This window comes from Psychrobacter sp. Ps3, from assembly GCF_022129275.1.
GTDB classification, from domain to species: Bacteria; Pseudomonadota; Gammaproteobacteria; order Pseudomonadales; family Moraxellaceae; genus Psychrobacter; species Psychrobacter submarinus.
The window spans coordinates 1-24,791 of record NZ_JADQAL010000007.1 but is presented as its reverse complement, the minus strand read 5'-3'; the positions used below and the strand labels follow the sequence as shown (position 1 = coordinate 24,791).

19 protein-coding genes are annotated in these 24,791 nt (G+C 45.2%); 8 read left to right on the top strand and 11 right to left on the bottom strand.

The window, feature by feature from the left end; translation table 11 throughout:
* Positions 1 to 11 precede the first annotated feature (11 nt).
* From I3248_RS03625 to cysM, 4 genes are all read right to left on the bottom strand, one after another.
* Positions 12 to 2,537, bottom strand: a complete 2,526-nt coding sequence (locus tag I3248_RS03625; protein ID WP_238062591.1) for a bifunctional (p)ppGpp synthetase/guanosine-3',5'-bis(diphosphate) 3'-pyrophosphohydrolase — start codon at positions 2,535 to 2,537, stop codon at positions 12 to 14.
* A gap of 526 nt (positions 2,538 to 3,063) precedes the next feature.
* A complete protein-coding gene (gene rlmD / locus I3248_RS03620; RefSeq protein WP_238062590.1) occupies positions 3,064 to 4,629 on the bottom strand; it encodes a 23S rRNA (uracil(1939)-C(5))-methyltransferase RlmD in 1,566 nt (521 codons plus the stop codon).
* 131 nt (positions 4,630 to 4,760) lie between these two features.
* Complete coding sequence (locus I3248_RS03615) at positions 4,761 to 5,579, bottom strand: 3'-5' exonuclease (protein ID WP_238062589.1); 819 nt, start codon at positions 5,577 to 5,579, stop codon at positions 4,761 to 4,763.
* A gap of 77 nt (positions 5,580 to 5,656) precedes the next feature.
* Positions 5,657 to 6,610 (bottom strand): cysteine synthase CysM, encoded by a 954-nt coding sequence (gene cysM / locus I3248_RS03610; RefSeq protein WP_238062588.1) that lies wholly within the window; start codon positions 6,608 to 6,610, stop codon positions 5,657 to 5,659.
* A gap of 395 nt (positions 6,611 to 7,005) precedes the next feature.
* Between cysM and I3248_RS03605 the strand changes: the two genes are divergently transcribed.
* The 5 genes from I3248_RS03605 (at position 7,006) to tsf (ending at position 15,333) form a co-directional block, all read left to right on the top strand.
* Complete coding sequence (locus tag I3248_RS03605; RefSeq protein WP_238062587.1) at positions 7,006 to 10,431, top strand: ATP-binding protein; 3,426 nt, start codon at positions 7,006 to 7,008, stop codon at positions 10,429 to 10,431.
* A gap of 112 nt (positions 10,432 to 10,543) precedes the next feature.
* On the top strand, positions 10,544 to 11,356 hold the full coding sequence (locus I3248_RS03600; RefSeq protein ID WP_238062586.1) for a crotonase/enoyl-CoA hydratase family protein: 813 nt from the start codon (positions 10,544 to 10,546) through the stop codon (positions 11,354 to 11,356).
* Between the two features lie 311 nt (positions 11,357 to 11,667).
* Entirely contained in the window at positions 11,668 to 12,945 is a 1,278-nt protein-coding gene (locus I3248_RS03595; RefSeq protein WP_238062585.1) for a multidrug effflux MFS transporter, read from the top strand.
* Positions 12,946 to 13,312: 367 nt separating this feature from the next.
* Positions 13,313 to 14,146, top strand: coding sequence for a 30S ribosomal protein S2 (rpsB, locus tag I3248_RS03590; RefSeq protein ID WP_238062584.1), 834 nt, complete (start codon positions 13,313 to 13,315; stop codon positions 14,144 to 14,146).
* Positions 14,147 to 14,451: 305 nt separating this feature from the next.
* Positions 14,452 to 15,333 (top strand): translation elongation factor Ts, encoded by an 882-nt coding sequence (tsf, locus tag I3248_RS03585; RefSeq protein ID WP_238062583.1) that lies wholly within the window; start codon positions 14,452 to 14,454, stop codon positions 15,331 to 15,333.
* A 127-nt stretch (positions 15,334 to 15,460) separates the two neighbouring features.
* Here tsf and I3248_RS03580 read toward each other — a convergent pair whose 3' ends face one another.
* The 4 genes from I3248_RS03580 to hflX all read right to left on the bottom strand — a co-directional run bounded on the left by I3248_RS03580 (position 15,461) and on the right by hflX (position 19,603).
* Positions 15,461 to 16,267, bottom strand: a complete 807-nt coding sequence (locus tag I3248_RS03580) for a lytic transglycosylase domain-containing protein (protein WP_025646521.1) — start codon at positions 16,265 to 16,267, stop codon at positions 15,461 to 15,463.
* A gap of 292 nt (positions 16,268 to 16,559) precedes the next feature.
* Entirely contained in the window at positions 16,560 to 17,249 is a 690-nt protein-coding gene (locus I3248_RS03575) for an LrgB family protein (protein WP_037059469.1), read from the bottom strand.
* A gap of 21 nt (positions 17,250 to 17,270) precedes the next feature.
* Positions 17,271 to 17,717, bottom strand: coding sequence for a CidA/LrgA family protein (locus tag I3248_RS03570; protein ID WP_238062582.1), 447 nt, complete (start codon positions 17,715 to 17,717; stop codon positions 17,271 to 17,273).
* Between the two features lie 419 nt (positions 17,718 to 18,136).
* Positions 18,137 to 19,603 carry a ribosome rescue GTPase HflX gene (hflX, locus tag I3248_RS03565; RefSeq protein WP_201610916.1) on the bottom strand — a complete coding sequence of 489 codons (1,467 nt, stop codon included), beginning with the start codon at positions 19,601 to 19,603 and terminating at the stop codon, positions 18,137 to 18,139.
* A 285-nt stretch (positions 19,604 to 19,888) separates the two neighbouring features.
* Here hflX and I3248_RS03560 point away from each other — a divergent pair, with 285 nt between their 5' ends.
* Positions 19,889 to 20,674: a lysophospholipid acyltransferase family protein gene (locus I3248_RS03560; protein WP_025646525.1), complete on the top strand. Its 786-nt coding sequence runs from the start codon at positions 19,889 to 19,891 to the stop codon at positions 20,672 to 20,674.
* A 116-nt stretch (positions 20,675 to 20,790) separates the two neighbouring features.
* Here I3248_RS03560 and I3248_RS03555 read toward each other — a convergent pair whose 3' ends face one another.
* Positions 20,791 to 21,831 (bottom strand): aldo/keto reductase, encoded by a 1,041-nt coding sequence (locus I3248_RS03555; protein ID WP_201610914.1) that lies wholly within the window; start codon positions 21,829 to 21,831, stop codon positions 20,791 to 20,793.
* Positions 21,832 to 21,925: 94 nt separating this feature from the next.
* A complete protein-coding gene (gene fkpB, locus I3248_RS03550) occupies positions 21,926 to 22,435 on the bottom strand; it encodes an FKBP-type peptidyl-prolyl cis-trans isomerase (protein ID WP_025646527.1) in 510 nt (169 codons plus the stop codon).
* A gap of 218 nt (positions 22,436 to 22,653) precedes the next feature.
* On the opposite strand from fkpB, the gene I3248_RS03545 reads away from it, so the two are divergent.
* On the top strand, positions 22,654 to 23,313 hold the full coding sequence (locus tag I3248_RS03545; RefSeq protein WP_238062581.1) for a DUF1294 domain-containing protein: 660 nt from the start codon (positions 22,654 to 22,656) through the stop codon (positions 23,311 to 23,313).
* A gap of 16 nt (positions 23,314 to 23,329) precedes the next feature.
* On the opposite strand, the gene I3248_RS03540 is transcribed toward I3248_RS03545, so the two are convergent.
* Positions 23,330 to 23,944 (bottom strand): O-acetyl-ADP-ribose deacetylase, encoded by a 615-nt coding sequence (locus I3248_RS03540; RefSeq protein WP_238062580.1) that lies wholly within the window; start codon positions 23,942 to 23,944, stop codon positions 23,330 to 23,332.
* Between the two features lie 133 nt (positions 23,945 to 24,077).
* On the opposite strand from I3248_RS03540, the gene I3248_RS12185 reads away from it, so the two are divergent.
* Positions 24,078 to 24,689 carry a glutathione S-transferase family protein gene (locus tag I3248_RS12185; protein ID WP_238062579.1) on the top strand — a complete coding sequence of 204 codons (612 nt, stop codon included), beginning with the start codon at positions 24,078 to 24,080 and terminating at the stop codon, positions 24,687 to 24,689.
* Positions 24,690 to 24,791 lie beyond the last annotated feature (102 nt).

The window sequence follows — 24,791 nt, the reverse complement described above, 5'->3', positions numbered from 1 at the left end:
GCAGTGCTGTATTAAGGCGCAACCGCTCGGCGTGCGTGCAATATGCCAGGCTGTTGTTCAAGTTTGGCTAACAGTTTAGATAAATGCGCCAATCCTGCTACCTCAACATGGAACTTCAAAAAAGCAATATTATCATCGTTACTTGTGGTGTCCACTTGACGGATATTGACGCTTTCTTTATCGATGACTTGAGTCAAGTCGCGTAGTAAGCCACGGCGATCATACGCCTCGATGTGAATGTCTACAGGCTGATAACGCCCGGATTTTGCTCTCCAAGCTGCACTAACAGCGCGCTCAGGATCACGCTCTATTAGACGTTCATATTCAGGACAGCCACGATTATGAATGCTGACGCCGCGTGATAAGGTGATATATCCTGAGATAGGTTCCCCTTGTATCGGATGACAGCAGCCTGCCAAATTGATCTCGATATTATCCAAACCTTCGATATAAATCTTATAGGCATCCGCTTTGCCCGTGGTTTTTGGGTCGATAGTAGGAGTGAACTCAGCTTTTTGCTTTTCAGGCTCTAAATGTAGCTGCCTGGAGATATGTCCTGTCAGCTGATTCAGACCAATCTCACCGGTGACTAAGCCGACGATAATATCGTCAGGAGTATTGACATGAAAAAACTGAGTGTAGTCATTCAGATCGATACTGTTTGGATGCACCGATAAGCGCTCAAGCTCACGGCTGAGCATATGTCGACCAATCTCAAGGTTTTTATCGCGGTCTTGCTTATTAAACCATTGACGCAGCTTGGAGCGAGCACGGCTAGTATGAATATAACCCAAAGAAGCAACTAGCCAGTCGCGATTAGGCTCGCGCGAAGCTTTGGTAATAATCTCCACTTGCTCGCCGGTTTTGAGCTGATAGGTGAGGGGCACATAACGCTGATTGACCCGAGCCGCTTGCGCGCGATTACCGACTTGAGTATGCACATAATAAGCAAAATCAAGCACAGTGGCATTTTTAGGCAGCTCTATAATGTCGCCATCACGGCTAAAGACGTAGATGCGCTCAAGCTCATCAAAATCAATGGCTTGTTCATCTTCATCAAAGTCATTTAGATCATACTCTACGTCGCTCTCATTATCGCCTTGAGCTTGATTACGCGCTTCGTTATTGATGGATAATAGCTGACGTAGCGAGCTAATTTTTTGGTTGAGATAGTTGTCCTTTTTATTCTTCAGCCCTTCTTTGTAGTTAACGTGCGCGCACATGCCAAGCTCAGCTTCAAAATGCATCTCGTTAGTACGAATCTGTATCTCAAGCGATTTATTCTCTGCGATGACAGCGGTATGTAGGGAGCGATAACCATTGGGCTTAGGGTTGGTAATATAGTCATCAAACTGCTCAGGGATATAACGCCACAAGCCGTGTACTAAGCCTAAGACGTGGTAGCAATCTGCAGGGTTTTGGACTAAGACACGCAGCGCACGAATATCATAGAGCTGATCAAAAGATAAGCTTTTGAGCTTCATTTTACGATAAATAGAATAGATGTGTTTGACCCGACCTGAAACCTCGCCTACGATATCAGCATCGATGAGTGCTTGATTAAGCTTGCTCTCTACCCGCTGAATATAAGCTTCGCGCTCGCTACGTTTCTCAGATAATAGCTTGGCAATTTCTTTATAGCGATCAGGGGCAAGATAACGAAACGCTAAGTCTTCAAGCTCCCACTTAAGCTGAGCAATCCCTAATCGATGCGAGAGCGGCGCATAAATCGTCATGACTTCACGAGCCACGCGTTGTTGGCGCTCAGCGCTAGAAAAAGAGAGCTCACGCATTGCAAAGGTACGCTCAGCAAGCTTAATCAGCACTACTCGCACATCGTTAGTGACCGAGATCAGCATGCTATAGACATTAGAGAGCTGGTCGCGCTGTTTATTAATAAAGTGGTCTTCTAAGCGTTTGTTATTTTCAATAATAGCGGACAGCTTACCCATCGCTAATGTATCTTTGACTAACATGCGAATATCAGCGCCAAAGTTTTGCTCAATCTCAGCCAACGAAATCAGAGATTTACGCGCGCTTCGATAGAGCATCGCAGCGACTAAGGCGTCTTCGTCCTGATAGAGATAAGTGAGAATATCACTCATACCGATGCCAGTGACATAAGCTCCTGAGCGCTCAGACTCGCTGGTATTCATACGGCTGCGAATAAACTCACAAGCTGCCGCCAAATTGGGAACTGAGTCTTGGCCGATACGTTCGGCGACATTATCTAGCCACGCCGGTACATCAATGTTGGCTTGGTCTAAATCTGGAAAACCTGTCGGAGTGTAGGAGTCCGCAGCGTAATCAGCTAGTTTTGGGTCGTGAGTATGATAAGCAAGCGCGGCTGAGCGATCAAATGTGGTATGCAGCTTATGAGTGGCCAATTGCTGCTTGATATCGAAAGGAATTTGCGCATAGCTATTAGCAGACTGGTGAGAGCGTTGGTTGGCAACCAATTGCGCCGCCAAGCTCGCACTATCTTCTTGGGTAGTTTGACCATCTACTAAGGGCAATCCTTCTCTAATCTTGACCACAGCTGGCTCCTTTTAGCTATTAAAGATTGTTGACAGCGATATTGGTAATCCATCATAAAAATGATCATCAATACCTATAAAACTTAAGCCAAGACAGCCGCCAAAATAGCAGCTGTTATAAAGCGGTGAGTCATCCTAGTTTGTGCTATGACGCTTTAGTTATAAGCTCAAGTAATAAGTTTGGGTGGTAGGTTCTACAGAATAACTTTTATAAAAATACTAAAAAATCAAACTATAAGGCTTAGGGCTGCCAAACTCTTTTATTCCAGTTATTAGCATCAGTTACTAGCATTTAGTTAAGTGGCAGTTAAAGCAAATCATTCAAGAGTGCTTGAATATAGACTAAATGATAATTAAATAAATAGCTGTTGCAAAACCTTAGCAATTTTATGATAGCTGTCACGACTATTATCGCAGTTTGCTGCTATAACTCAAGTTGAGCTCTGTAATATTGCTACTCGTAAACATAATCTTTACGCCATAGAATATAACCCGGGCGCTTTAATAGACTTAGCAAAACAAGTGATTACGCAGATACTTTTTCAAACCTAGCAATCGATTCCACATGACCGGTGTGACAGAACATATCCATAACCCCTGCATGAGTCAGTCGATACCCTTGCTCAAGCAATGCCTTAGTATCGCGGGCAAGCGTCGCCGGATTACAGGAGACATAAACGATGCGCTGGGCATTGAACTTAGGTAGATACTGCATAATCTCCCAAGCGCCTGAACGCGGCGGATCGACAAGCAGCGCATCAAAGCCTTGGTTGGCCCATGGCTCAGTTGTGCAATCTTGGGTCAAGTCTTGACTATAAAACTCCGTGTTATCAAGACCGTTGCGCTTGGCATTAGTAGCGGCTCGTAAAGTCATCTCCGCGCTGCCTTCCACGCCAATCACCAAGCCTGTCTCGCCGACCAAACGCGCTAATGGTAAGCTAAAATTACCTAAGCCACTAAACAGATCTAGCACGCGCTCGCCAGCTTTGAGCTCTAATAGATCACAAGCCAGCTTCGTCATTTGTCTGTTTACCGATAGATTGACTTGGGTAAAATCGGTCGGAATAAACTCATAAGTTAAGTCATATTCAGGCAACTGGTAATATAAACGGCCAAACTGCTCGCTCATATCGTCATCTGGGGTTAAAGCGATACGCTGAATGCTATCGACGCCTTTAGATTGTAGATATAACTGCCAATTGCGCGCGGCAAAAAAGGCTTTTAGCTTATCGATATCGGCATCTAATAAGGGCTCTAGATGACGGACAATCAGCGCTACCGGCTGTGTACCATCGGGTAGCTCAGGAATATACTCACCCATCGCCAGCTCAAGCTGGGCAATCTTGTCACGGCTTTCGAGTTTACTGATTAGCGTCTTTAAATTCTCAATCTCAAAACCGATACGCGGATCTAAAATGTGACACTCGTTTAGCTCAGCCAAAAAGTTACTTGAACGCTCACGGAAGCCAACTAGCGCGGTTTCTTTTTTGGCGACATAGCGCACGCCAAGACGAGCCTTCGTACGATATCCTAATCTATCGCCAACCACCGGCTCTAACCACTGCTCCGGCTGCACATCAGCTTGATGCTGGAGCATCTCAGCCAGCACGGACTGTTTAAAGCTGATCTGACTATCTGGTTGCCAATGCTGCAAGTTACAGCCGCCGCAGACGCCAAAGTGCGGGCAAGGTGGCACTGCGCGCTCTGGATTGGGGTTGGCAGTAACCTCTATAGCATCGCCTTCCTCAAAGCTGGCTCGGCTATTGGTCAGCTTGACTAAGGCGCTCTCTCCTGGCAAAGCAAAGCTGACAAAGACTTTTTTGCCATGCTTATCTTCAAGGTGACCCTTATCTGCGCCAAAGCCATTACCATAGATGGCTACACCGCGACCATCATGAGAAAGACCGTCGATAGTAAAAGGTACTGGCGGTGCATCTTTTAAGCGCCGACGAGTCTTTGAGGACGGTTTCGATTTCTTTTTATTAGGCGGGGTGATAATCGCCTTGCTGTCTCTTTTATTAGAGCGAGTCTGAGCAGTAGCATCACTGCTATTAACATTGTTCTTAGTGTTCTGATCGTCGGTGGGCTGCATAAACCTGCCTTAGCAATAAATGATAAAAATAAGTAAAAATTGAAAATGGGTGTACTGGGTTAATAAATATGAGACTAATAAATACGGCCGATAGCTGATATCTTAGTTAGCATCACTTTTACTTAGCGTCACTAAGAAGGTAATGACCACTCATCAAGAAAGCTTTGATGACGCATGCGCCCATCGGCTTGCGTAAAGCCGGTCAGATAATCGCGGCTTTGCTGTTGCCACTCTATAAACCCTGTGGAGGAGAGCTGTCCAGTCAAGCGCAGCCAGCGCAAGTATATCAGCCAAGTGTTCATTACATCGGACTCGCAATATATCGATAGCGTCTGCCATTCCTTATTACTGACCAGCTCCCCAACCATACTACCATCGACATCCGTCTTGCCCGGCAGACCGTAGAGACTAGCGACCACATCCATCGCTTCACGTCGAGAGGCGCCATACTGACTAAACCGATCCATCAGATCCAAATGCCGAGTTTGGAAGCGATTGACATAATTGTTGAAGCGCATGTTTTTGATACGCTCGCCCTCTTCAAATAACCAAGGCGCTGAGAGGTCATATTGCATAGCCCGATAAATAAGTACAGGAATATCAAAACCTGAGCCATTCCAGCTGATCAGCTGTGGTAGCTTCTCTAAATCGCTAAAGGCACGGAAAAACTTTGCTAGTATCTCTTTCTCACTGAAACTATTCGCTGTTAAGGAAAATAAAGAGAATTGACCGTCTTTGATATATAAAGCGGAGATACAGACGATACGCTGTAAGGGCAGGCGCATAAAATCATGCCCGGCTTCTTGGGTGCGAATAGCCGTCAGCGCACTTAAAGTATCAGCATCGTTGAGACTCGCCAATTGTGGATAGATACGACGGGCCGCCTCAGTATCAGCGATGGTTTCGATATCGAATACTAAGACGGGATTAGCGGGTAGGGCTTGGCTCATAAATAGTCCTGATGGCACTTATAATTGCGCTTAGCGCTATAATTGGTCGGCTATAACAGGCGATGCTATAAACACTCTTAAGCTGAAGCACTATCATCAGCATCATTAACGTTATATAACCCAGTTGATAAATATCGATCGCCGCGGTCGCAAACGATAAAGGCTATCACCGCAGCCGGATTGGCTTTGGCAACTTGCACAGCAGCCCAAGCTGCAGCTCCTGAGGACACACCAGCAAAGATGCCCTCGAGCTTGGCAAGCTTACGCATATAGACTTCAGCGATTTTTTGATCGACATCCATAACTTCATCGACCAAGTCAGCATTATAGATGCCCGGCATATAAGCAGCTGGCCAACGACGAATACCAGCGATAGACGCTTCTTCATCTGGCTGTAGACCGATGATTTGGATATCAGGATTTTGCTCTTTTAGATATTGACTGACGCCAGTGATGGTGCCGGTGGTACCCATAGAGCTAATAAAGTGGGTAATTTTACCGCCCGTTTGCTGCCATAATTCAGGGCCAGTCGTGAGATAATGCGCTTGACTGTTATCCGGGTTGTTGAACTGGTCTAGCACTATACCTTTGCCATCAGCTTGCATTTGTAAAGCCATATCGCGTGCCGCTTCCATACCTTCATCGACTTCAATCAACACAGCGCCGTAGGCCGCCATGGCGTCTTTACGCTCTTGGGTTGAATTGGTAGGCATCAATAGGGTAATCGGATAGCCGCGCATAGCCGCAACCATCGCCAAGGCAATGCCAGTATTGCCGCTAGTGGCTTCGATGAGCATATCACCAGGCTTTATGTCGCCGCGCTGTTCTGCTTGATAGATCATATTAAAGGCAGGGCGGTCTTTTACCGAGCCTGCTGGGTTATTGCCTTCAAGCTTGGCAAGCAGTTGGGTGCTGTCAGTCACCTCTTCTTGCGCAGGTAAACGCTGCAACCTGACCAGCGGTGTCTGACCCACGCAATCGGCAAGCTGTGTGACTTGAGTAATAAAATTAGCGTTGGCGGTAGACGACATGGGGCATCCTATTATAATAAAAGTTAATGTTGCAATGAGCGCTATTTTGAAGTGTTTTAGCTCATATTATTGGCTAGTGTTAAGGCAAAGGTATAGTGAATAATGAGCTTGCTACTGGCTGTGGCTAATCGCCAAAACGCTATAGCAAAGCTAATAAAATGTAGCGTGAATAAAAACTGGCCTTATTATATCATTTTGTTTTTGGCTACGCTTAGCGCATCATTAATTACTTGTGACCAAATGAGAATTAAGGAGCAAATTAAGGGGCAGGAGGATTGATTCACAGAGACGCTAAGAATACTGCTAAAATGGAATTTATTATCTCAATTGTCCTAGCAACCATTCGATCCATTCCTTTGAAGTGACCTATAGAGTCGTTGGAGTTTATTTTTAGCATGGCATATAAAAAACGCTTTGATACGAGTAGCGCTTACGGTCAGTTGATTCTACTGGTGTTTTTACCCATATGTATCCTAGCCGCAGTCGGCGGCATATTGGTGTTTTATGAGACCATGCGCGCCTCTAACTCTGAGCAGCAAGCCTTGGCTGAGGCGGTGCTCATTCGCTATAAGCCGACTATCGCTGAGATTGCGCCAAAGTTACTAGAGCAGTCTCAGGGTTTAGCGGCTACGCAGACCAACTCGCTAGAAACTCAAACAACGCTCGCTGCCATACAAGAAAAGCTGAGCAATATACAGTCAGAGCAGCATGTGCAGCGTATCGCTATTATCGATGAGAGTAATCAAGTCTTAGCAAGTGTCGGTTACGGCGTAGAAGAACAGTGGCCGCAGATTAATCCTGCCAAGAGCGTTATGATGCAGCAGCCTACCGCCATAGGCACCGCTTATGGATTACCTCTAAGTGATTCTGCCGCTCAAAGGCTGTGGCTGCTCATCGATATGGATAATGAGCCGCTATATTTGGCGCGTTACCGTATCGTTATGGCCTTAGCGATTACCGGTCTGCTTACTATTTTGATATTACTGCTTAGCCTCAATATCTATGCCAAGCGCTGGATCGCCCCTATTTATGAGCTGCGACTACAGCTGCAGCGTACCACCGTTGATAATTTATATAAGCCTATCTTGACCGAGTCTAACGGCGAGCTAAATTTGCTACAGCAAGATCTAGTCAGAACTTTGCGCCGCTTACATAGCAGCTTTCAGGAACTAAGAAATCACGCCGAACAGACCGAAGATGATTTGCGCCTAGCCTTTGATGAGATGGAAATGCAAAACATCTCGATTCGTAATGCCCGTGACGCTGCCATATCCACCAGTCAAGCCAAGTCGGCATTTTTGGCAAATATCAGCCATGAGCTGCGCACCCCGCTCAACAGTATTGACGGCTTTATTAATCTACTTGCTCGTCATGGCGAGCTTAATACTGAGCAAGACCTATATGTGCAGACTATTCGCAAGTCCTCGGCGCATCTATTGGCGCTGGTCAACGACGTGCTTGATTTCTCCAAAATAGAAGCAGGTAAGCTGGTGCTTGATCGTCACGAGTTTGATCTCTACAGCACTATTTATGATGTGGTCGATATGTTGTCTCCTGTCGCTGCTGAAAAAGGCTTGCGGATGGCGGTATTGTTCTATAATGATGTGCCTATGCAGATCGTAGGGGACGCTCTAAGACTCAAGCAAGTACTGACCAATATAGTAGGTAATGCCATTAAGTTTACTGATAATGGCGATGTGGTCGTGCGCGTCAGCTTGGACGACTATCAAGATAACTACCTAATGATTAGTGTGCAAGATAGTGGTAAAGGTATCTCAGAGGCCGACCAAAATATGCTGTTCCAAAGCTTTAGTCAAGGTGACCCTTCTATTACTCGGCAGTATGGTGGTACTGGACTTGGGCTTGTTATCTCAAAACAGTTGACTCGGCTGATGGGCGGTGACATTGGTTTTTATGACAATGCACAAGAAAATATCGCTAATAAGGGCGCGACTTTTTGGTTTAGAATGCCAACCCACGTTGATGTGTTAGAGGCGGCAAGCGGAAACACCATTTCGCTACCTATGCTTGCACCGCTAGCGGGAGCGGGCGACGAGTTTCATATGCTGGTGTGGATCAATCATACCGCCTCCCTACAAGTGCTCAAAGCCAGCCTACAGAATCTTCCTATCAAGCTGACTCAAGCCAACTCCTTGCCAGGGGTGCTTGAATCGCTAAAAGAGCAAGATAACTATTGGGATTGGGTGATCGTTGATAACGATAACCAAGATGATATGATGGCGCTACTCAAGCAAATCAGGCTACATTATCAAGGTAAGCTGGCGGTATTTGGCTACCAAGTGGCGGCTGATCAAGCCCTGCTAAATCGCTATCATGCCGATATCTTGTATGAGCCATTGGATAAGCGCCAGCTCTACGCTATTTTAGACACTCAAAATAAAAAAGCGCTAGTACAAGTGCAAGAGCCGCGCTGGCAGGGAATCACGGTACTCGCTGTCGATGACCATCTGCCTAACCTTTTGGTATTGGACGCGCTTTTAAGCGAGCTTGGTATCCATGTCATCACTGCCAATAGTGGCTTTGAAGCGATAGAGCTGATCAGTAAACAGCAGGCTAGGCAAGCCAAAGCCAATAACAAAAGTGCCACTCAAAGCTTATCGAGTAAGACTCAGCGCTCAAAAGCAGAAGCGCGCGAGCAGCTCAGTAATGCGCCATCTTTATTGAAGTCAAGCACTGAAAAAACCGCAACAGAAAAAGCAACGACCACTCATCATGACATCGATCTGATATTTATGGATATCCAAATGCCGCGAATGTCAGGAAGAGAGGCTACCGAACAGATCCGAAAAATAGAAGCAGCAGATAGTCATATTCCTATTATTGCGCTGACGGCTCACGGCCTATCTGATGAGCGCGATCGCCTTATTGCTAGTGGTATAGATGATTATGTCGGTAAGCCTATTAGCCAGCCGCAGTTACTACAAGTGCTACAAAAATGGCTAGGGCGCGCCGCAACCAAGCATATGGCGACGAGTACTCAGCTGGCGCACACTAATATAGAGGATTCGAGTTTGGCCGATTTGAGTGCCAATAATGCCAATGACACTCAGTTAAAGGTAAGCGATCAAGACAATAATGAGGGTAAACAAACCCAGCTACACCCCAAGAAAAACAATAAAAAAATGCTGCGTCCGCTATCGCTAAAGAAAATTCGCGATAATTATCTGCGTGATAATGTACACGATACGCTACGTGACAACCTACCGGATACTCAGGCAGCTCAAGGCTACGGGCGTAATAGTACTCAAGCTCGTTATAACCATCTCGATCAAAGAAAACTATCACAAAGTCCTTTAGAGCCTGATGTTCATTTGCAACCAAATCAAAGCTATGCAACGGATCGGCAGCTACTACCTCTAGAGCAGCCCTCTACGACAAACGCCACTGTCAGATCTGATATTTTGGACTGGCAAGATGCATTGACCCGTTCAGCGAATAAGCCAGATCTGGCAGCGAAGCTTATCATCATGATGCTCGATACTATCGCTGATGAAAGAGAAGCGCTCGCTCAAGCTTGGCAAGCAAAAGATCGTCATATACTTGCGCAGATTGCTCACCGTATCCTAGGAGCTAGTCGCTATACTGGCGTCCCGCAGCTGCGTCTTGCCAGTCAAAACCTAGAAGATAAGTGCTTGTTAAACGTACAACATACCACACCTGCACAGTTTGCCATGCTACAGCCTTATTATGAAGACTTAATGACCGCACTCAATAATCTACAAAAGCTAGATTTATCGCCTTATTCTGAGCTCAATTATCACCGTCTAAGCGAAAACGATATGAACTGGAAGATGATTTGAATGGATAGTCAGTTATTGCTAGGGTAGCTTTGAGATAACACTGCTATGATGAAAATTCATTTTAACTTTCACTTTAAGGTTCACTTTGTCGACCACTATTTAAGGGACTAACATGCACGCCATCGCCGCTTATGAATACCAAACGCTACACGTCAGTGTCAGTCAAAACATAGCCACTGTCACTTTGAGTCGCCCGCAGAAAAAAAACGCTCTGAGCTTTCAGATGGTGGATGAGCTCATTCGTGTTGCAGGCCATATTAGCAAAGACACAAGCTTACGAGCGGTAATATTAAAGGGTAGCGAAGGTACTTTTTGCGCCGGTATCGACCTAGGGGATTTGAATAATCCAAAAAACCAGCTATATGCGATGTGGGAGCTAATTAAGCCGAAACAAAGCCTGTTTCAGCGTGTCTGTTTGGTATGGCGTGATCTGCCTGTCCCAGTGATTGCAGTACTAGAAGGCCACTGCATCGGTGCTGGCATGCAACTGGCACTGGCTTGTGATGTACGCATCAGCCACCCTGATTGTAAGCTATCGATTATGGAGGCAAAATGGGGTTTAGTGCCGGATATGGGCTTGACTCAGTCCGCGCTTGGTGTCGTGCGTGAAGACGTACTCAAAGAGATGGCGATGACTGCGCGTATCGTGGATGCCACTGAAGGTAAAGAGCTGGGCCTAGTCAGTCATTGTACTGAGATGCCTCTTGAGCACGCGCAAAAGCTAGCCGAAGAGCTAGTAGAGCGCTCCCCTGATGCGGTGCTGGCAAGCAAACGTGTTATCAATGCCATGCATCACCAGCCAGCACTAGTACTATATAAAGAAAAAATGTGGCAAATCAAGCTGATGCTTGGTCGTAATCGCAAACTTGCGCTTAGAAAAGCCAAACAAGCGAGCACGGTGTTCGCTAAACGTCAATTCCGCTAATCGTTTAGGCCCGTAGCTAAGAAAATAGCTTAGCGTGAAACGAATAAAGGTTTTCTTAGAGTGCTGTGTCTACGCTGACAGAGGCTGCGTAACATTCATCCCAGTTCCGCTGATTTTTTTTATACTGAGCTTACTATCGTAAAGATTATGTGAGCGGTATACTTTAAGTATTATCACTCCATTGAAAAAGCAGCAGACAGTCCGATATAGGATTGTCTGCTGCTTTGTTTGCGTAATAGTGTTTATTGGTAAATACTATCCTTAACCTTATAAACCTATCTTTCACACCATAATCATAAACGGTACGTACTATGTCTGCTCCAAAACCCAATGTCACAAATGACAAAAAGGCTGCTCGTCAAAAAGCCGCCGCTACTAGAGTACGCTCATCAGAGCTACCGGTAGCTTGGATTATGATGCTAGGGCTTATTGTGGCGATAGGGCCGTTATCTATTGATATGTATTTGCCCGCACTGCCTGCTATGGCAGATGACTTTGGTGTATCGACCGCTTTTATGGCCAACTCCGTACCGGCATATTTTGTTGGTTTGGTTTTTGGTCAGCTGATCTATGGGCCACTGAGTGATCGCGTCGGCCGCGTCAAGCCGCTTTATTTTGGCATGGCGCTCTACGTTGTCGCATCCATAGTTTGTGCTACGACAAGCAGTGAATATGTCTTATTTGCAGGCCGTACTGTGCAAGCGCTTGGCGCTTGTGTTGGCGCTGTAGTGACGCGAGCGGCAATTCGTGACAGGCTGACAGCGAAGCAAACCGCAAAGGCTTTTTCTATCATGATATTAGTGATGGGTCTGGCACCAATTTTAGCGCCTTCGCTTGGTGCTTTATTCCTACAGTTTTTTGATTGGCATTCTATCTTTTGGTTTTTGGCTGCTTTTGGCATGCTCAATCTACTGCTAACCAAGTTCTTCTTCTTTGAGACCTTAAGCGAAGAAAATCGCAATGCTCGCCCAGCCAAAGAAGTGCTGAGTCAATATTGGGACTTACTAAAAGATCCAAGGTTCAACTATCCTGCCATAGGCGGCGGCTTATTAATGGGCGCGATGTTCGTCTATATCAGCTCAGCTTCCGAGCTTATCATGGATACTTATGGCGTATCGGCGACTCATTTTGCCTGGCTCTTTGGTATGAACGCGGCAGGTTTTGTGGGCTTGACTCAGCTAAACCAGTGGCTCACTAACCGATTTCGGATTCTAAGTATCCTGCGTTTTGGGACGATGATGCAGGTCATCTCTGCTGCTGCATTATTTATAATCGGGCTAATTTTCGGTACTGATGCTTGGTTGCCGCTGGTGTTAGGATGCATCTTTTTCTGTATTGCAGGACTAGGATTGACCCAGCCGAATGCTTCTGCTATCGCTTTAGCCTTTCAAAAAACCCGTGCTGGTATGGCAAGTGCTATGCAAGGCTCACTGATGTTTTCAGTCGGTATCTTTGGCGGCTTGCTATTAAACTTATTCCCCGTTAACCCCGTATTAAAAATAGGTATCGCGATGTTTTCGCTAATGAGCCTTGGCGCATTCTTGATTTGGCAAATCGATCGCAATCTTAACCTTGATGATGCGGAGTGAGTTTGATCAACGCTTGCTTAGGGCTTTTAGTACATTCTGTAAGCTATAAAAAAAGCGCTATCAATCAAAGCATCAAGCAACAAAGTGCTAGAGCTTACCCTTGCTTTTATGATAAAATACAGCGCAGCTATTTATTGCAGGGCGGTTTTGGTATTTTATTTTAACTGTCCCTCGCAAGTGGCGCATTCTTTAAACCAACCAATGACACACATCTTACGATAAAAGATGACTGGGTGTCTGGCGATTTGATTAATTTGTCTGAGTGCTTTTTTATAATTTTGATTATTTAATAACGCTTTAGCAAATGCGTGTCGCTAGATAGGTCGTTTTTGTAAGATGGAGGCATAACCCAACCAAGGATAATATCATGGCTATAGACAACCCAACTCAAGTATCAATGCGCGACCTTCTACAAGCAGGCGCTCACTTTGGTCACCAAACACGTTTTTGGAACCCAAAAATGGGTCCTTATATTTTCGGTGCTCGTAACAAGATTCACATCATCAACTTAGAGCACACCGTTAAATCATTTAACGAAGCGCTAAACTACGTCAACAACCTAGCCGCTAAGAAAAACAAAGTCCTATTCGTAGGTACTAAGCGCGCGGCAAGCGGCGTTATCCGTGAGCAAGCACAGCGTGCTGGCATGCCTTACGTTGACCATCGCTGGTTAGGTGGTATGTTGACCAACTGGAAAACCTTACGCCAGTCAATCACTCGTCTAAAAGATCTTGAGAAACAAAGCGAAGACGGTACGTTTGCTAAGCTAACTAAGCGTGAAGCGCTAGAGCGTACTCGCGATATGGAAAAACTAGAGCGCTCTTTAGGCGGTATCAAAGACATGGGCGGCTTACCTGACGCTATCTTTGTTGTTGACGTCGATCATGAAGCGATCGCGATCAAAGAAGCCAAAAACCTAGGTATCCCAGTTATCGGTATCGTTGATACCAACTCTAACCCAGATAATGTTGATTACATCATCCCTGCTAACGATGATGCTATCCGTGCCGTGACTCTATATGTCACAGCAGTAGCCGATGCGGTTATCGCGGGTAAAGAATATGCTCAAACGCAAGCGGGCGGCAAAGCTGACCAGCAAGCTCCTGCTGAGCAAGAAGCACCAGCTGAAGCCAATGCTACCGAGCAGCCTGCAGAAGCTCCGGCTACTAAGAACCCAGCGGAAGCACAAGCTGATCTATAAATAGCCCTAAGATATGGCAAGCCTTGATTTATAGTGCTTGGCACCCATATAAAGCTATTAATAGCGTATAAGCTGAGCTTGTAAATATAAGCTCAAACCAGCTCAAAATAGGCATGATGAAGTTTTACTCGTCATGCCTTCTTATTAGTTTATTAATCTGTTATTGACACGTTACTGACTTGCTGGACGAAGATTCAATGTGTTCAGATACGTGCAAATATCTCTCACAGATATATCTTGAGACATATAAGTATCGTGTACCCCATACATATCAATACTCACATACATAATAAAAGGTAACTCTTATGTCAGAAGTAAAAGTATCTGCCAAAATGGTAAAAGAATTGCGCGACCGTACTGGTCTTGGCATGATGGAATGTAAAAAAGCCCTGCAAGAAGCCAATGGTGATGTCGAAGTTGCTATTGACAACCTACGTAAGTCAGGTCAAGCAAAAGCGGCTAAAAAAGCAGGTAATATCGCAGCTGACGGCGCTATTGTCATCGCGCAAAACGATAAGCAAGCCTATCTTTTAGAAGTAAACTGTCAGACTGACTTCGTGGCAAAAGATGATAGCTTCACTGCATTTGCAGAAAAAGTGGCTAATCTTGCGCTCGAAAACAACGTCACTGACGTTGCTGCTATCTCTGAACTACCTTATGGTGATGGCCAAAGCGTCGAAGAAGCTCGCGTTTCTTTAGTACAAAAAATCGGTGAGAACATTCAAATTCGCCGTGTAGAGACTTTAGAAGGCGACAACCTAGCGTCATATCGTCATGGCATACGCATCGGCGTTGTTGTGTCTTTTGAAGGCGGTAACGAAGAGACGGGTAAAAACCTAGCGATGCATATTGCTGCATTCAACCCAGTAGCAGTTAATGACGAAGACGTGTCTGCTGATGTATTGGCTCGTGAAAAAGATATCATCGAAGCCAAAGCTAAAGAGTCTGGCAAGCCTGACAACATCGTTGAAAAAATGATCGAAGGTGGCCTACGTAAGTACCTAGACGAAGTGACTTTACTACGTCAGCCATACGTCATGGACAATGACAAAAAAGTCGGCGATGTACTAAAAGCTGAGGGCGTAAAAGTACTAGGCTTTAAGCGTCTAGAAGTTGGCGAAGGCATCGAGAAAAAACAAGAAGATTTCGCTGCTGAAGTTGCTGCTGCACAAGCGGCTAGCAAGTAAGCTTTGAGTATGTTGTTACTCTAAAGTCAGCAAATACAAAAAAGCCCATTACTTAAGTAATGGGCTTTTTGCGTTGATATGGGCTATTAGATACTGATACTTATAAACCATAACGATAGACAAGTGCTTAACGTAACGCCTCAAAAGCAGAGTTAACGTAGCTTGCGCTATGAGCGTTACTACTCGTACCATAGCTTACTTTTTGTAGACCACTATTGCTATCAGCATTACTAGCAATCATGGCACTACCCACGACGCCAGCATCATTTTTATATAGACTATGATAGCGGCTCATCACCCGTTTGACATAATTGCGCGTCTCTTTAAAGGGCGGAATACCATTATATTTATCGACATTGCCTTCGCCAGCATTATAGCCTGCTACAGCAAACTCCACGTTATTATTAAAGCGCTTCATCAGCCAAGCGATATACTTCGCTGAGCCTTCAATGTTCTCTGCAGGGTTCCAAGCATTACGGACGTTGAAGCGGCGGGCAGTGGCTGGCATAAGCTGCATGAGACCTTGTGCTCCCACTGGTGAGCGAGCATTGGGGTTAAATGCAGATTCAGTATGCATCATCGCTTTCATCAAGCCAGGATCGACGCCATGACGCGCCGCAGAAGCGCGAATGTAGCTATCATAAGCATTACGACTACTGCTCTTACTAGCGGTACTAGTGCCATAGTTATTATAGGTGTTATCGCGATTGCTTTCATGCACCTTGGCATCTTTGTAGTAAGTGACTTTGACTTTTTTGGTAAATTTATCAAAATTACCGCTCGGACTGACATTGGTCAAGAGGACTTGGCCCGCTTGATCCTTATAGATGTACATATTACCAGCGTGTGCCGTCACGGTAACAGCGGATAGGGCGATAGAGGTCAGCAAGATAGATGACCAGCAGCGACTCAATAAAGGGGCAGTATTCGGCATAAGAAAATCACTCTTTATCGGTTAATGACGAAACGATAGCTTCAACAGTAGCTTTAACCATAGCTTCAACAATGGTATCAATAACTGATGTATTAGCCAGACAAAGCATTTATAGCGATTCGCATTATTAGTAAATTCTATAAGGTTACAGTTCTGTAAAGTTACAATGGTAACCAAACCACTAGTAATAAATACAAAATATAATAGTTACTTACTATAACACAAAATATTGCTTAGCCCTATTGTATTGATAGCTATAGGTTTTTAGTCAAAATTATTTATTCGGTAAAATTTAGATGTTAAAAGCACTGATAAATATAGGAACCCAAACAGCCGTCAATAAGCCATTTACCGCAAGACCGAAGGCAGCATAGCGCCCAGCGGTAGGGCTGATTTGCCAAGCTTCTACTGTGCCGAACGCGTGAGCGGCCAGTCCTAAGGCTAAACCTTTGGCTCTGTCGTCATCTACTTTTTTAAATAAAAATCTAGCGACGGCACCGCCCAGCAGTCCAGAAACAATAATAATTAAGTTGGCCATTGTAAGCGGTGCACTGATTAAGTCCGCCACGCTCAAGCCAATAGGGGTAGTGACAGAACGCGTAGCAAAGGACAACAAAGTGTCGTGACTGAGTGAAAACAGATAAGCTAACGACATCGGTAACAGCGCGCCGATCACACTTGCGATAAGGACAATGATAGATAAGCGCTTAACCGGCAAACCTTTAAAATTCATGGCGGCTAAAGGGATAGCCAACAGTACCGTGACATAGCCAAGCAAGCGATCAAACACTGGTTTGGCAACGCTATAATAATGCTCGTAATCCCACTGCGTAATAAATAAAAACAGCAGTACTAATACCAAAGCGGTAATGACCATAGGCAGCCATGAGATCTTTTTGGCCAAGATACGCGCGATCACGTGCGCGACTAAGGTCAATAAAATAGCGGCTAGAGTCGCCATAAATACACTGCTAAACATCATCTTAATTCTCCGCCGCGCAGGCTACTCAGACTTATCGCTAACTTTGGGTGTTGTCAGGCCTGTACTGTTCTTATTGTCAGCACTAGAGCTCAACCAGCGGTTGGCTAGAATCGCTAGACCCCAAAGCGGTATCAAAGTACTAATAGCCATTGTCAGCATGACGCCCCAAAATTCATCACCTAACTCAAACAATAAAATACCAGCGCCTGCTGATACCGGCAAAAAAGCAAAACCGCTATCGACTAACAATAAGTTACTGGCTCTGGTGATCCATTCCGGTAAGCCTTTGAGCAAGCGCCAAACGACTAAAATGACGAACATCGCCACGAGGCCTACAATGTTGGCGGCTTTTTCGATACCGGCCCACTGACACAGGAGTAGCGCTGATTCGCGCACTATGACCACCATGGCGAGCGTCAAAAGTAAGGCTAACCACAAAGGCAGTTTGGTTTGGGTAAGGGCATTCATAAGCTATCCTTGCCAAGACGGCAACTACAGAGTCTAGATAGAATAAAAGCAAGCGCCACGCTATTGATAAAAAGTACTGACGAAAACTATCGATAAACAGCATCGCAAATAGCTATGGCTAGGCTTTTAGATGGATTGCGTAAAAGTTTTACTCTATTATTTTAAAAGAAATAAAGGTAAAAAACTTTGGTTGAGGGACAACCAATGCGCTTGATTATATAGTGAAGTGAGCGACTAATAAACCTTAAGGGCCGGTGTATTTACAATAAAAACTCATGCGCGGTGATAATAGCAAAAGAGCCAGGACAGACAAACAATAAAAAATGAGCACATCAGCCTAAAAATGGCCAATATACTCATTGCTTAATACAGACTTTACAGCAGCTATCCTGCTGGTTCTAAAACCTTGATGTTAACTCTTACGCTTGCGGACTTGGGTTGTCATCTATAGCGGTATGATCGCTAGACTCATTATCCGTCTCAAAGATCTGCTCGTAGGTTAAGTCTTCCGCTACTAATGACTCATCTTCAGACAGCTGCAAATCTTCCTCATTGTTTTGCTCAAAAGGCTCAAGAATAGGCATCAGTAAAGTCGCTTGCGCTAACGGTAGCACCTCCATAGGCTGCAGGTTTGCTTCCCCTAATAGCTGCTTGAGACGCTCGCTTGGCAGACGAATGGTCAAGCACTCGTGGCCGCTATCATCATAGCTTTCTTCTAAGATAACCCCAAGCTCATACAAGGTGTTTTTAAAGTGTCCAGCATGGTAGGGCAAGGTGAGATTAAAGGTTGTCAAAGTACCCGTCATCAGCTGTTGTACCGCAAGTGTGAGCTCTTCGATGCCTAAATTGTCTTTTGAGGAGACATAAACGCGGTTTGGCTCACCTTCGTTGGCATAACCTATGCGCGCAGGCTCGCCCGTTAAGTCGATCTTATTATAGACGTTGAGTACTGGCACATCATTATCAATCTCTGCTAGCACCTCTTTGACCGCTGCAATCTGCTCGTGCATATCCTCGCTAGAAGAATCAATCACGTGCAACAATAGATCTGCCTCTAAAGTTTCCTCCAAAGTAGCGTGGAAGGATTCGACAAGCTCATGCGGTAGATGACGCACGAAGCCTACCGTATCGACTAAGACCACACGGCCGACACCTTGCCAATCTAAACGGCGCAAAGTCGGATCTAGAGTCGCAAATAGCTGATCTGCGGCATAGATGTTTTCATCGACTAAGCGGTTAAATAAGGTAGATTTGCCTGCGTTCGTGTAGCCGACTAGTGATATCGTCGGGACGTCGGATTTTTGCCGGCGAGCACGGCCTTGCGCGCGAGTTTGACGTACTTTTTCAAGCTTAGATTTGAGCTGATTGACCCGCGTTTGTAGTAGACGACGATCGGTCTCAAGCTGCGTTTCACCAGGACCTCTTAGTCCGATACCGCCTTTTTGTCGCTCCAAATGCGTCCAACCACGTACTAGTCTAGTGGATAAGTGGTTCAACTGCGCCAGCTCTACCTGCAGCTTACCTTCGTAAGTACGCGCACGCTGTGCAAATATATCCAAAATAAGGCCAGTGCGGTCAAGCACGCGGCATTTCGTTAAAGCTTCTAAGTTACGCTCTTGCGAGGGGGAGAGGCTATGATTAAAAATCACAATATCAGCATCATTGGCACTGACTAACTCAGCAATCTCTTGAGCTTTACCAGAGCCGACGAAGTACTTAGCATCTGGCTTTAAGCGTGAGCCTGTCACTAGCTCCACGCGCTGAGCGCCAGCGGAGTCAACAAGTAGCTCAAACTCGCTTAAATCATCGGGATCTTGTATTTGACGAATGTCTAAGTGCACTAAAACAGCACGCTCGCCACCTTCATATCTTTCAAAATATTCCAAAAATTTTCACCTATAAATGGGGGAAATAAATCGCGATTATCGGCTATAATTAGGCGGATAATCGCGTTCAGATAATAGTCTATATGCGGTCTTATTACTGGTTATTAAAGCCTAATTGTCATAGTGACGCCAGTTTTATGTTACTGGATTTACAAAAGATAGGTTTATAGTAGATAGTGAATAACGAGAACCCTCATTCAAGCTCAGTGAACAAATCGTCACTGACTATGAGAATTTTGCTATACTTACGCCATTTTTACAGACATTCAATGATGAGGGATACAGATGAGCCATTCTAAGCCAGGCTTTTCATTAAAAAAACAATTTAGCCGCAGTAAGCAAATTGTTGGTATGACTACCACTATGGCAGGTGGTCTACGAGCTGCACAGCGTATAGGCGCTTTTAAAAACCCGCCGCGCGAAAAACTACCGCGTTATATCCAAGCGTTTTGCCGCAAGATGGTCGGCTCTTTTGGTATAAAGGTTGTCGAAGTTGAGCCGGTACAGCAGTATCATGGGCTTTGGGTATCCAATCATGTGTCATGGATGGATATTCCGGTGGTTGGTACGGTCAGTCCGGCTTTCTTTTTATCTAAAGCGGAGATAGGCGAGTGGCCGATATTCGGTAAGCTTGCTTATGCGGCTGGTACCGTGTTTATTCAGCGCGGCTCGGGCGATGCCGGCTCAGTAGCAGCGCAAATCGCTGAGTTTTTGCGCCAAGGGTTTTCAGTTATTTTCTTTCCAGAAGCCACTACTACCGATGGCTCCAAGATTAAGCGCATTCATGGTAAGCTCTTGCAAGCGGCTATCGACGCTGATGTGCCGGTACGAGCGATGGTGATTGCCTATGTCAATAAAGACGGCAGCTTAAGTCAAGAATTGCCTTATTATGGCAAGCTGACCATGAAGCAGAGTCTAAAAAAAGTACTCGATACTAAGAACGTCACCGCTTATGTTTTGCCGCTTGAAGCGATCGACCCACAAGGCCGTAGCAAAAGTGAGCTGACAGATCTGTTGCAACAGCACATGCAAGAAGGGCTCGCAGAGCTACATGCACGAGTATTAAGCTAAGAGCCGATATAAGTGAATGACAAAGGCGCTAATCATATCGATTAGCGCCTTTTTGCGTAAACTTCATAGCTTTAGAATTTAGCAGCCTTAGAATCTAACAGCTTTAGTTAGCTGAACTAAGGAGATGGATTCGGCTGCTGGGTGTGCACCGCTTCGATAGCGGCTAATACGTCATCGCTTAAAGTTAGATTAACACTATCGATGTTTGATTTGAGCTGCTCGATGCTCGTGGCACCAATGATGTTGCTTGTGACAAAGGGCCGCGAGTTCACAAAAGCGAGCGCCATCTGCGCCATATCTAGTCCGGCATCGCTGGCAATCTTAGCGTATTGCTCAGTGGCTGCTAGCGCTTGCTCATTAATATATCTTTGGAATCTATCATACATCGTCAGCCGCGCGCCAGCTGGTTTTTTGCCACCTAAATATTTACCAGAGAGTACCCCAAAGCCTAGGGGCGAGTAGGCGAGCAAACCGACATTCTCGCGATGGGCAATCTCAGCCATACCCACCTCATAAAGTCGATTGAGCAAGCTATAAGGATTCTGCACCGTGATAGGCGCGATGAGACCGTTTTTGTCCGCTTCCCATAAGTAGCGCATCAGTCCCCAAGCAGTATCGTTTGAGAGTCCATAAGCACGAATGCGGCCCTTTTTGATCTCATCATTGAGCGCTTGAATGGTCTCTAAAAACGGCGTTAAGTCATCAAGCGATTGCGCTGACATCTCGCTGTCATAACCGCGTTGACCAAAGAAGTTCGACTGCCGCTCAGGCCAATGCAGCTGATAGACATCAATATAGTCGGTTTGTAAGCGCTGCAGATTACCGTCAATAGCGCTACTAATATGCTTGGCATTATAGCGGCTATTACCGTCTCGCAAAAAACTCATCGGCGACATTTTACTGGCCAAGATAACTTTATCGCGCTGCTGTGTCTTTGCAAACCAAGTGCCGATAATGCGCTCGGTATCGCCTTGTTTATCTTTGTCAGGCGGTGAGGGGTACATCTCTGCACAGTCCCAAAAGTTCACTCCTTCGCTAAGGGCTAAGTCCATTTGTTCATGGCCTTCGCGCTCATTGTTTTGTTGTCCCCAAGTCATCGTTCCTAGACAAATTTTCGATACCTTTTCATCGATTTGTGGCAGCACTTCATATTGCATGGTTGCATCCTGACTATTGATTATTGATTATTGATTATTGATTATTGATTATTGATTATTGATTATTGATTATTGTTTTGAGTTGCTTGTGTGATTAACTCAGCTGAATGCCAGTCACACCCGGCGGCGTCACCTTAAAGATTTTGACTTTAAATAGTACGTCTTGCCCGGCTAGGGGATGATTAAAATCGACCTCAATCTCATCGTCATTAATCGCGCTAATAGTACCGGGCAAAGTGTTTTTACCTTTATCCTCAAACTCCACCATCATACCAATCTCAGGATTGTCCGCGACTAAAGCAAACTGCGGACGACTAAAGTGCTGTACATTATCTGGATTCCAGTCGCCAAAAGCTTGCTCAGGCTCCAAGTGCGCGGTACGGGTGTCGCCTGCCCGCAGATTCATCAGCACTTGCTCAAAACCCGGCAACAGGCTTTCATCGCCGACAGTCAAACTGACCGGCTGATCACGATTAAAGGTCGAGTCAATGACCGTACCATTTTCTAATGACACCTCAAAATGCAGCTTGACTAAGCTGCCATGAGTGATACGAGTGTCTTCGTTTGGATTGATAAATTGTGATGAGGTTTGAGAGTCAGTCATAATAAAAAACCAGTTTTAGTTAAAAGTAGAGTGTTGTTATCAGTGAATAGATTCAGGTGATAGATTAAGAAATGATAAGCGAAATACTGCCCTATGTAAGCGTAAATAGTGTAACGTAAAGGCGCTAAAATAAAGGTTAACTGTAGAGAGTTACTGATTATAAAAAGTGACCGATTATAAAAGTTTTAATCCTAGTCAAATAAGAGAGTATCGCAAACATGGCAAATAGACAACAAGGCCGAATTACAAAGTGGCAAGATGACAAAGGCTTTGGCTTTATCGAAACCGAAGCTGGGGAGTCACTGTTCTTTCATGTCAGCGAGTTCAAAGCGCCGCGTCGACCTGTCATCCATGAGCCAGTGGTCTTTAGTATTGGACAAGATAAACAAGGACGCTTGCAAGCCAAGCAAGTACAAGAGTTCAGTTTTGTGCAGCAGCAAATAGCAGATAAGAACAGTCAAATCCGTCAGCGTAACGCAAAGAAAAGCCAACAAGCAGACTTTGAAGCAGGGCAAAAGAAGAGGCTACTTTTAGGCGTGGCATTCTATGCAGTATTAGTATTATTAGTAGTGATGGGTGATTTGAGCTGGCTGGTCTTGGCTTGGTATGTACTATTAGGCGTTATTACTTATCTCACTTACGCCAAGGACAAAGCGGCTGCGCAAAGCGGCGCGTGGCGTACGCCTGAATCGACTTTGCATCTACTAAGCGTGCTCGGCGGCTGGGTTGGGGCGATGGTCGCGCAGACCTACTTGCGTCACAAGTCACAAAAGCCTGATTTTCGAATTAGTTTTTATCTGACGGTAGTGATTAACTTAGCAGGCTTATTATTTAATATGGCGGGTGGTGGTTTGGATTCTTTTAAAGGCTTGTTATAGACTTCTAGCCTCTACTTTAAACCGCCTCTAAAACCCTTTGATAAACCGCAGCATCATTAGCCGAGAAGCAGCAAAATATAATCTCATTTACCGAAAAGTTATCTGACGACTCTAGCTTACCCAATACATAATTCTTCACCGTATTTACCGCTACTTTAGTGGCCTTGTCGATTGGGTAACCATAAACGCCAGTACTGATGGATGGAAAAGCAAGGCTAGCGACCTTGTGTTCAGCGGCTAACTCTAACGCGTTTTGATAGCAGCTTGTCAGTAGCGCTTCTTCATTATTATTACCGCCATGCCAAACTGGCCCTACGGTATGAATGACATAGTCACAGGGTAGATCAAACGCTGGGCTTATTTTTGCCTCGCCAGTGGCGCAGCCGTTCAAGGTGCGGCAATAAGCGAGCAGCTCCGGCCCTGCGCCTCGATGTATCGCGCCATCCACGCCGCCGCCACCGAGCAAACTCGAATTGGCCGCATTGACAATAGCATCAATTTTTAGCGTAGTAATATCCGCTTGTAATACGGACAAAGTAACCGTGCGAGTAGCAGAACTAGCAGTAGAGCTAGAGCTATCAGGGACAGAGACTTGCTTTTGCAAAAGTGGCTTGGTTTGAACATTCGTCATGGTAGCGTCCTTATCATTAATCCATAAATTCTATATTAATAGTCTAAGTGATTTGCTATCGTTTAGGTGTATCTGATATGAATATAAAAGTTTTTAAATTATATTTCTAACCAACTATAAAAAGGACGTTTTAGTGATTACGCTCTATAAATACACCCATCCTAGCCGCGCAGAAACTGTAGTCTGGGCACTACAAGAGCTTGGCCTAGACTATGAAACCAAAGAATTAAACGCTTATAAATTTGAGCAGCGAAGCCCTGAGTTTTTAGCGATTAACCCGTTTGGCAAAGTGCCAACGATGACCCATGACGGTAAGCACTTCACTGAATCGTTAGCGATTATCGAATATCTCAATGACTTGCATCCTGATAGACCGCTAACGCCTAGCCATAACGATGATAACTATGCCGAGAAGAACTATAAACTGCGTCAGGTCATCTCGTTTGGCATGATAGAGCTTGAAAGTTATGTGTGGATATTAACGAAGATAAAGGTATTAGACAATTATGAGAACTGGCCTGAGGGCACCGCTGAGAAGTGCATAACCAATATTCAAAACGCGCTACCGATTGCCACGAGTTGGTTGGATAGCCAAGAATATATAGCAGGTGATCGCTTTAGCTTAGCTGATATCTACTATCATCATCTATTTAATTGGCTAAAAATGTTGGGGGTGGCGTTACCTGAGCAAGCGAAAGCATACGTTAAAAGATTATCCGCGCGAGAGAACTTTCCTAAAAAGTAGGAGAGTAGGGTTGTTGTTTGGAAATAGAGTGCATCCTGAGCACCATCAAGATTAGGGCGTGTTGAACATTCACAAATGCGCACTGCTGATCGCTAAAATAGT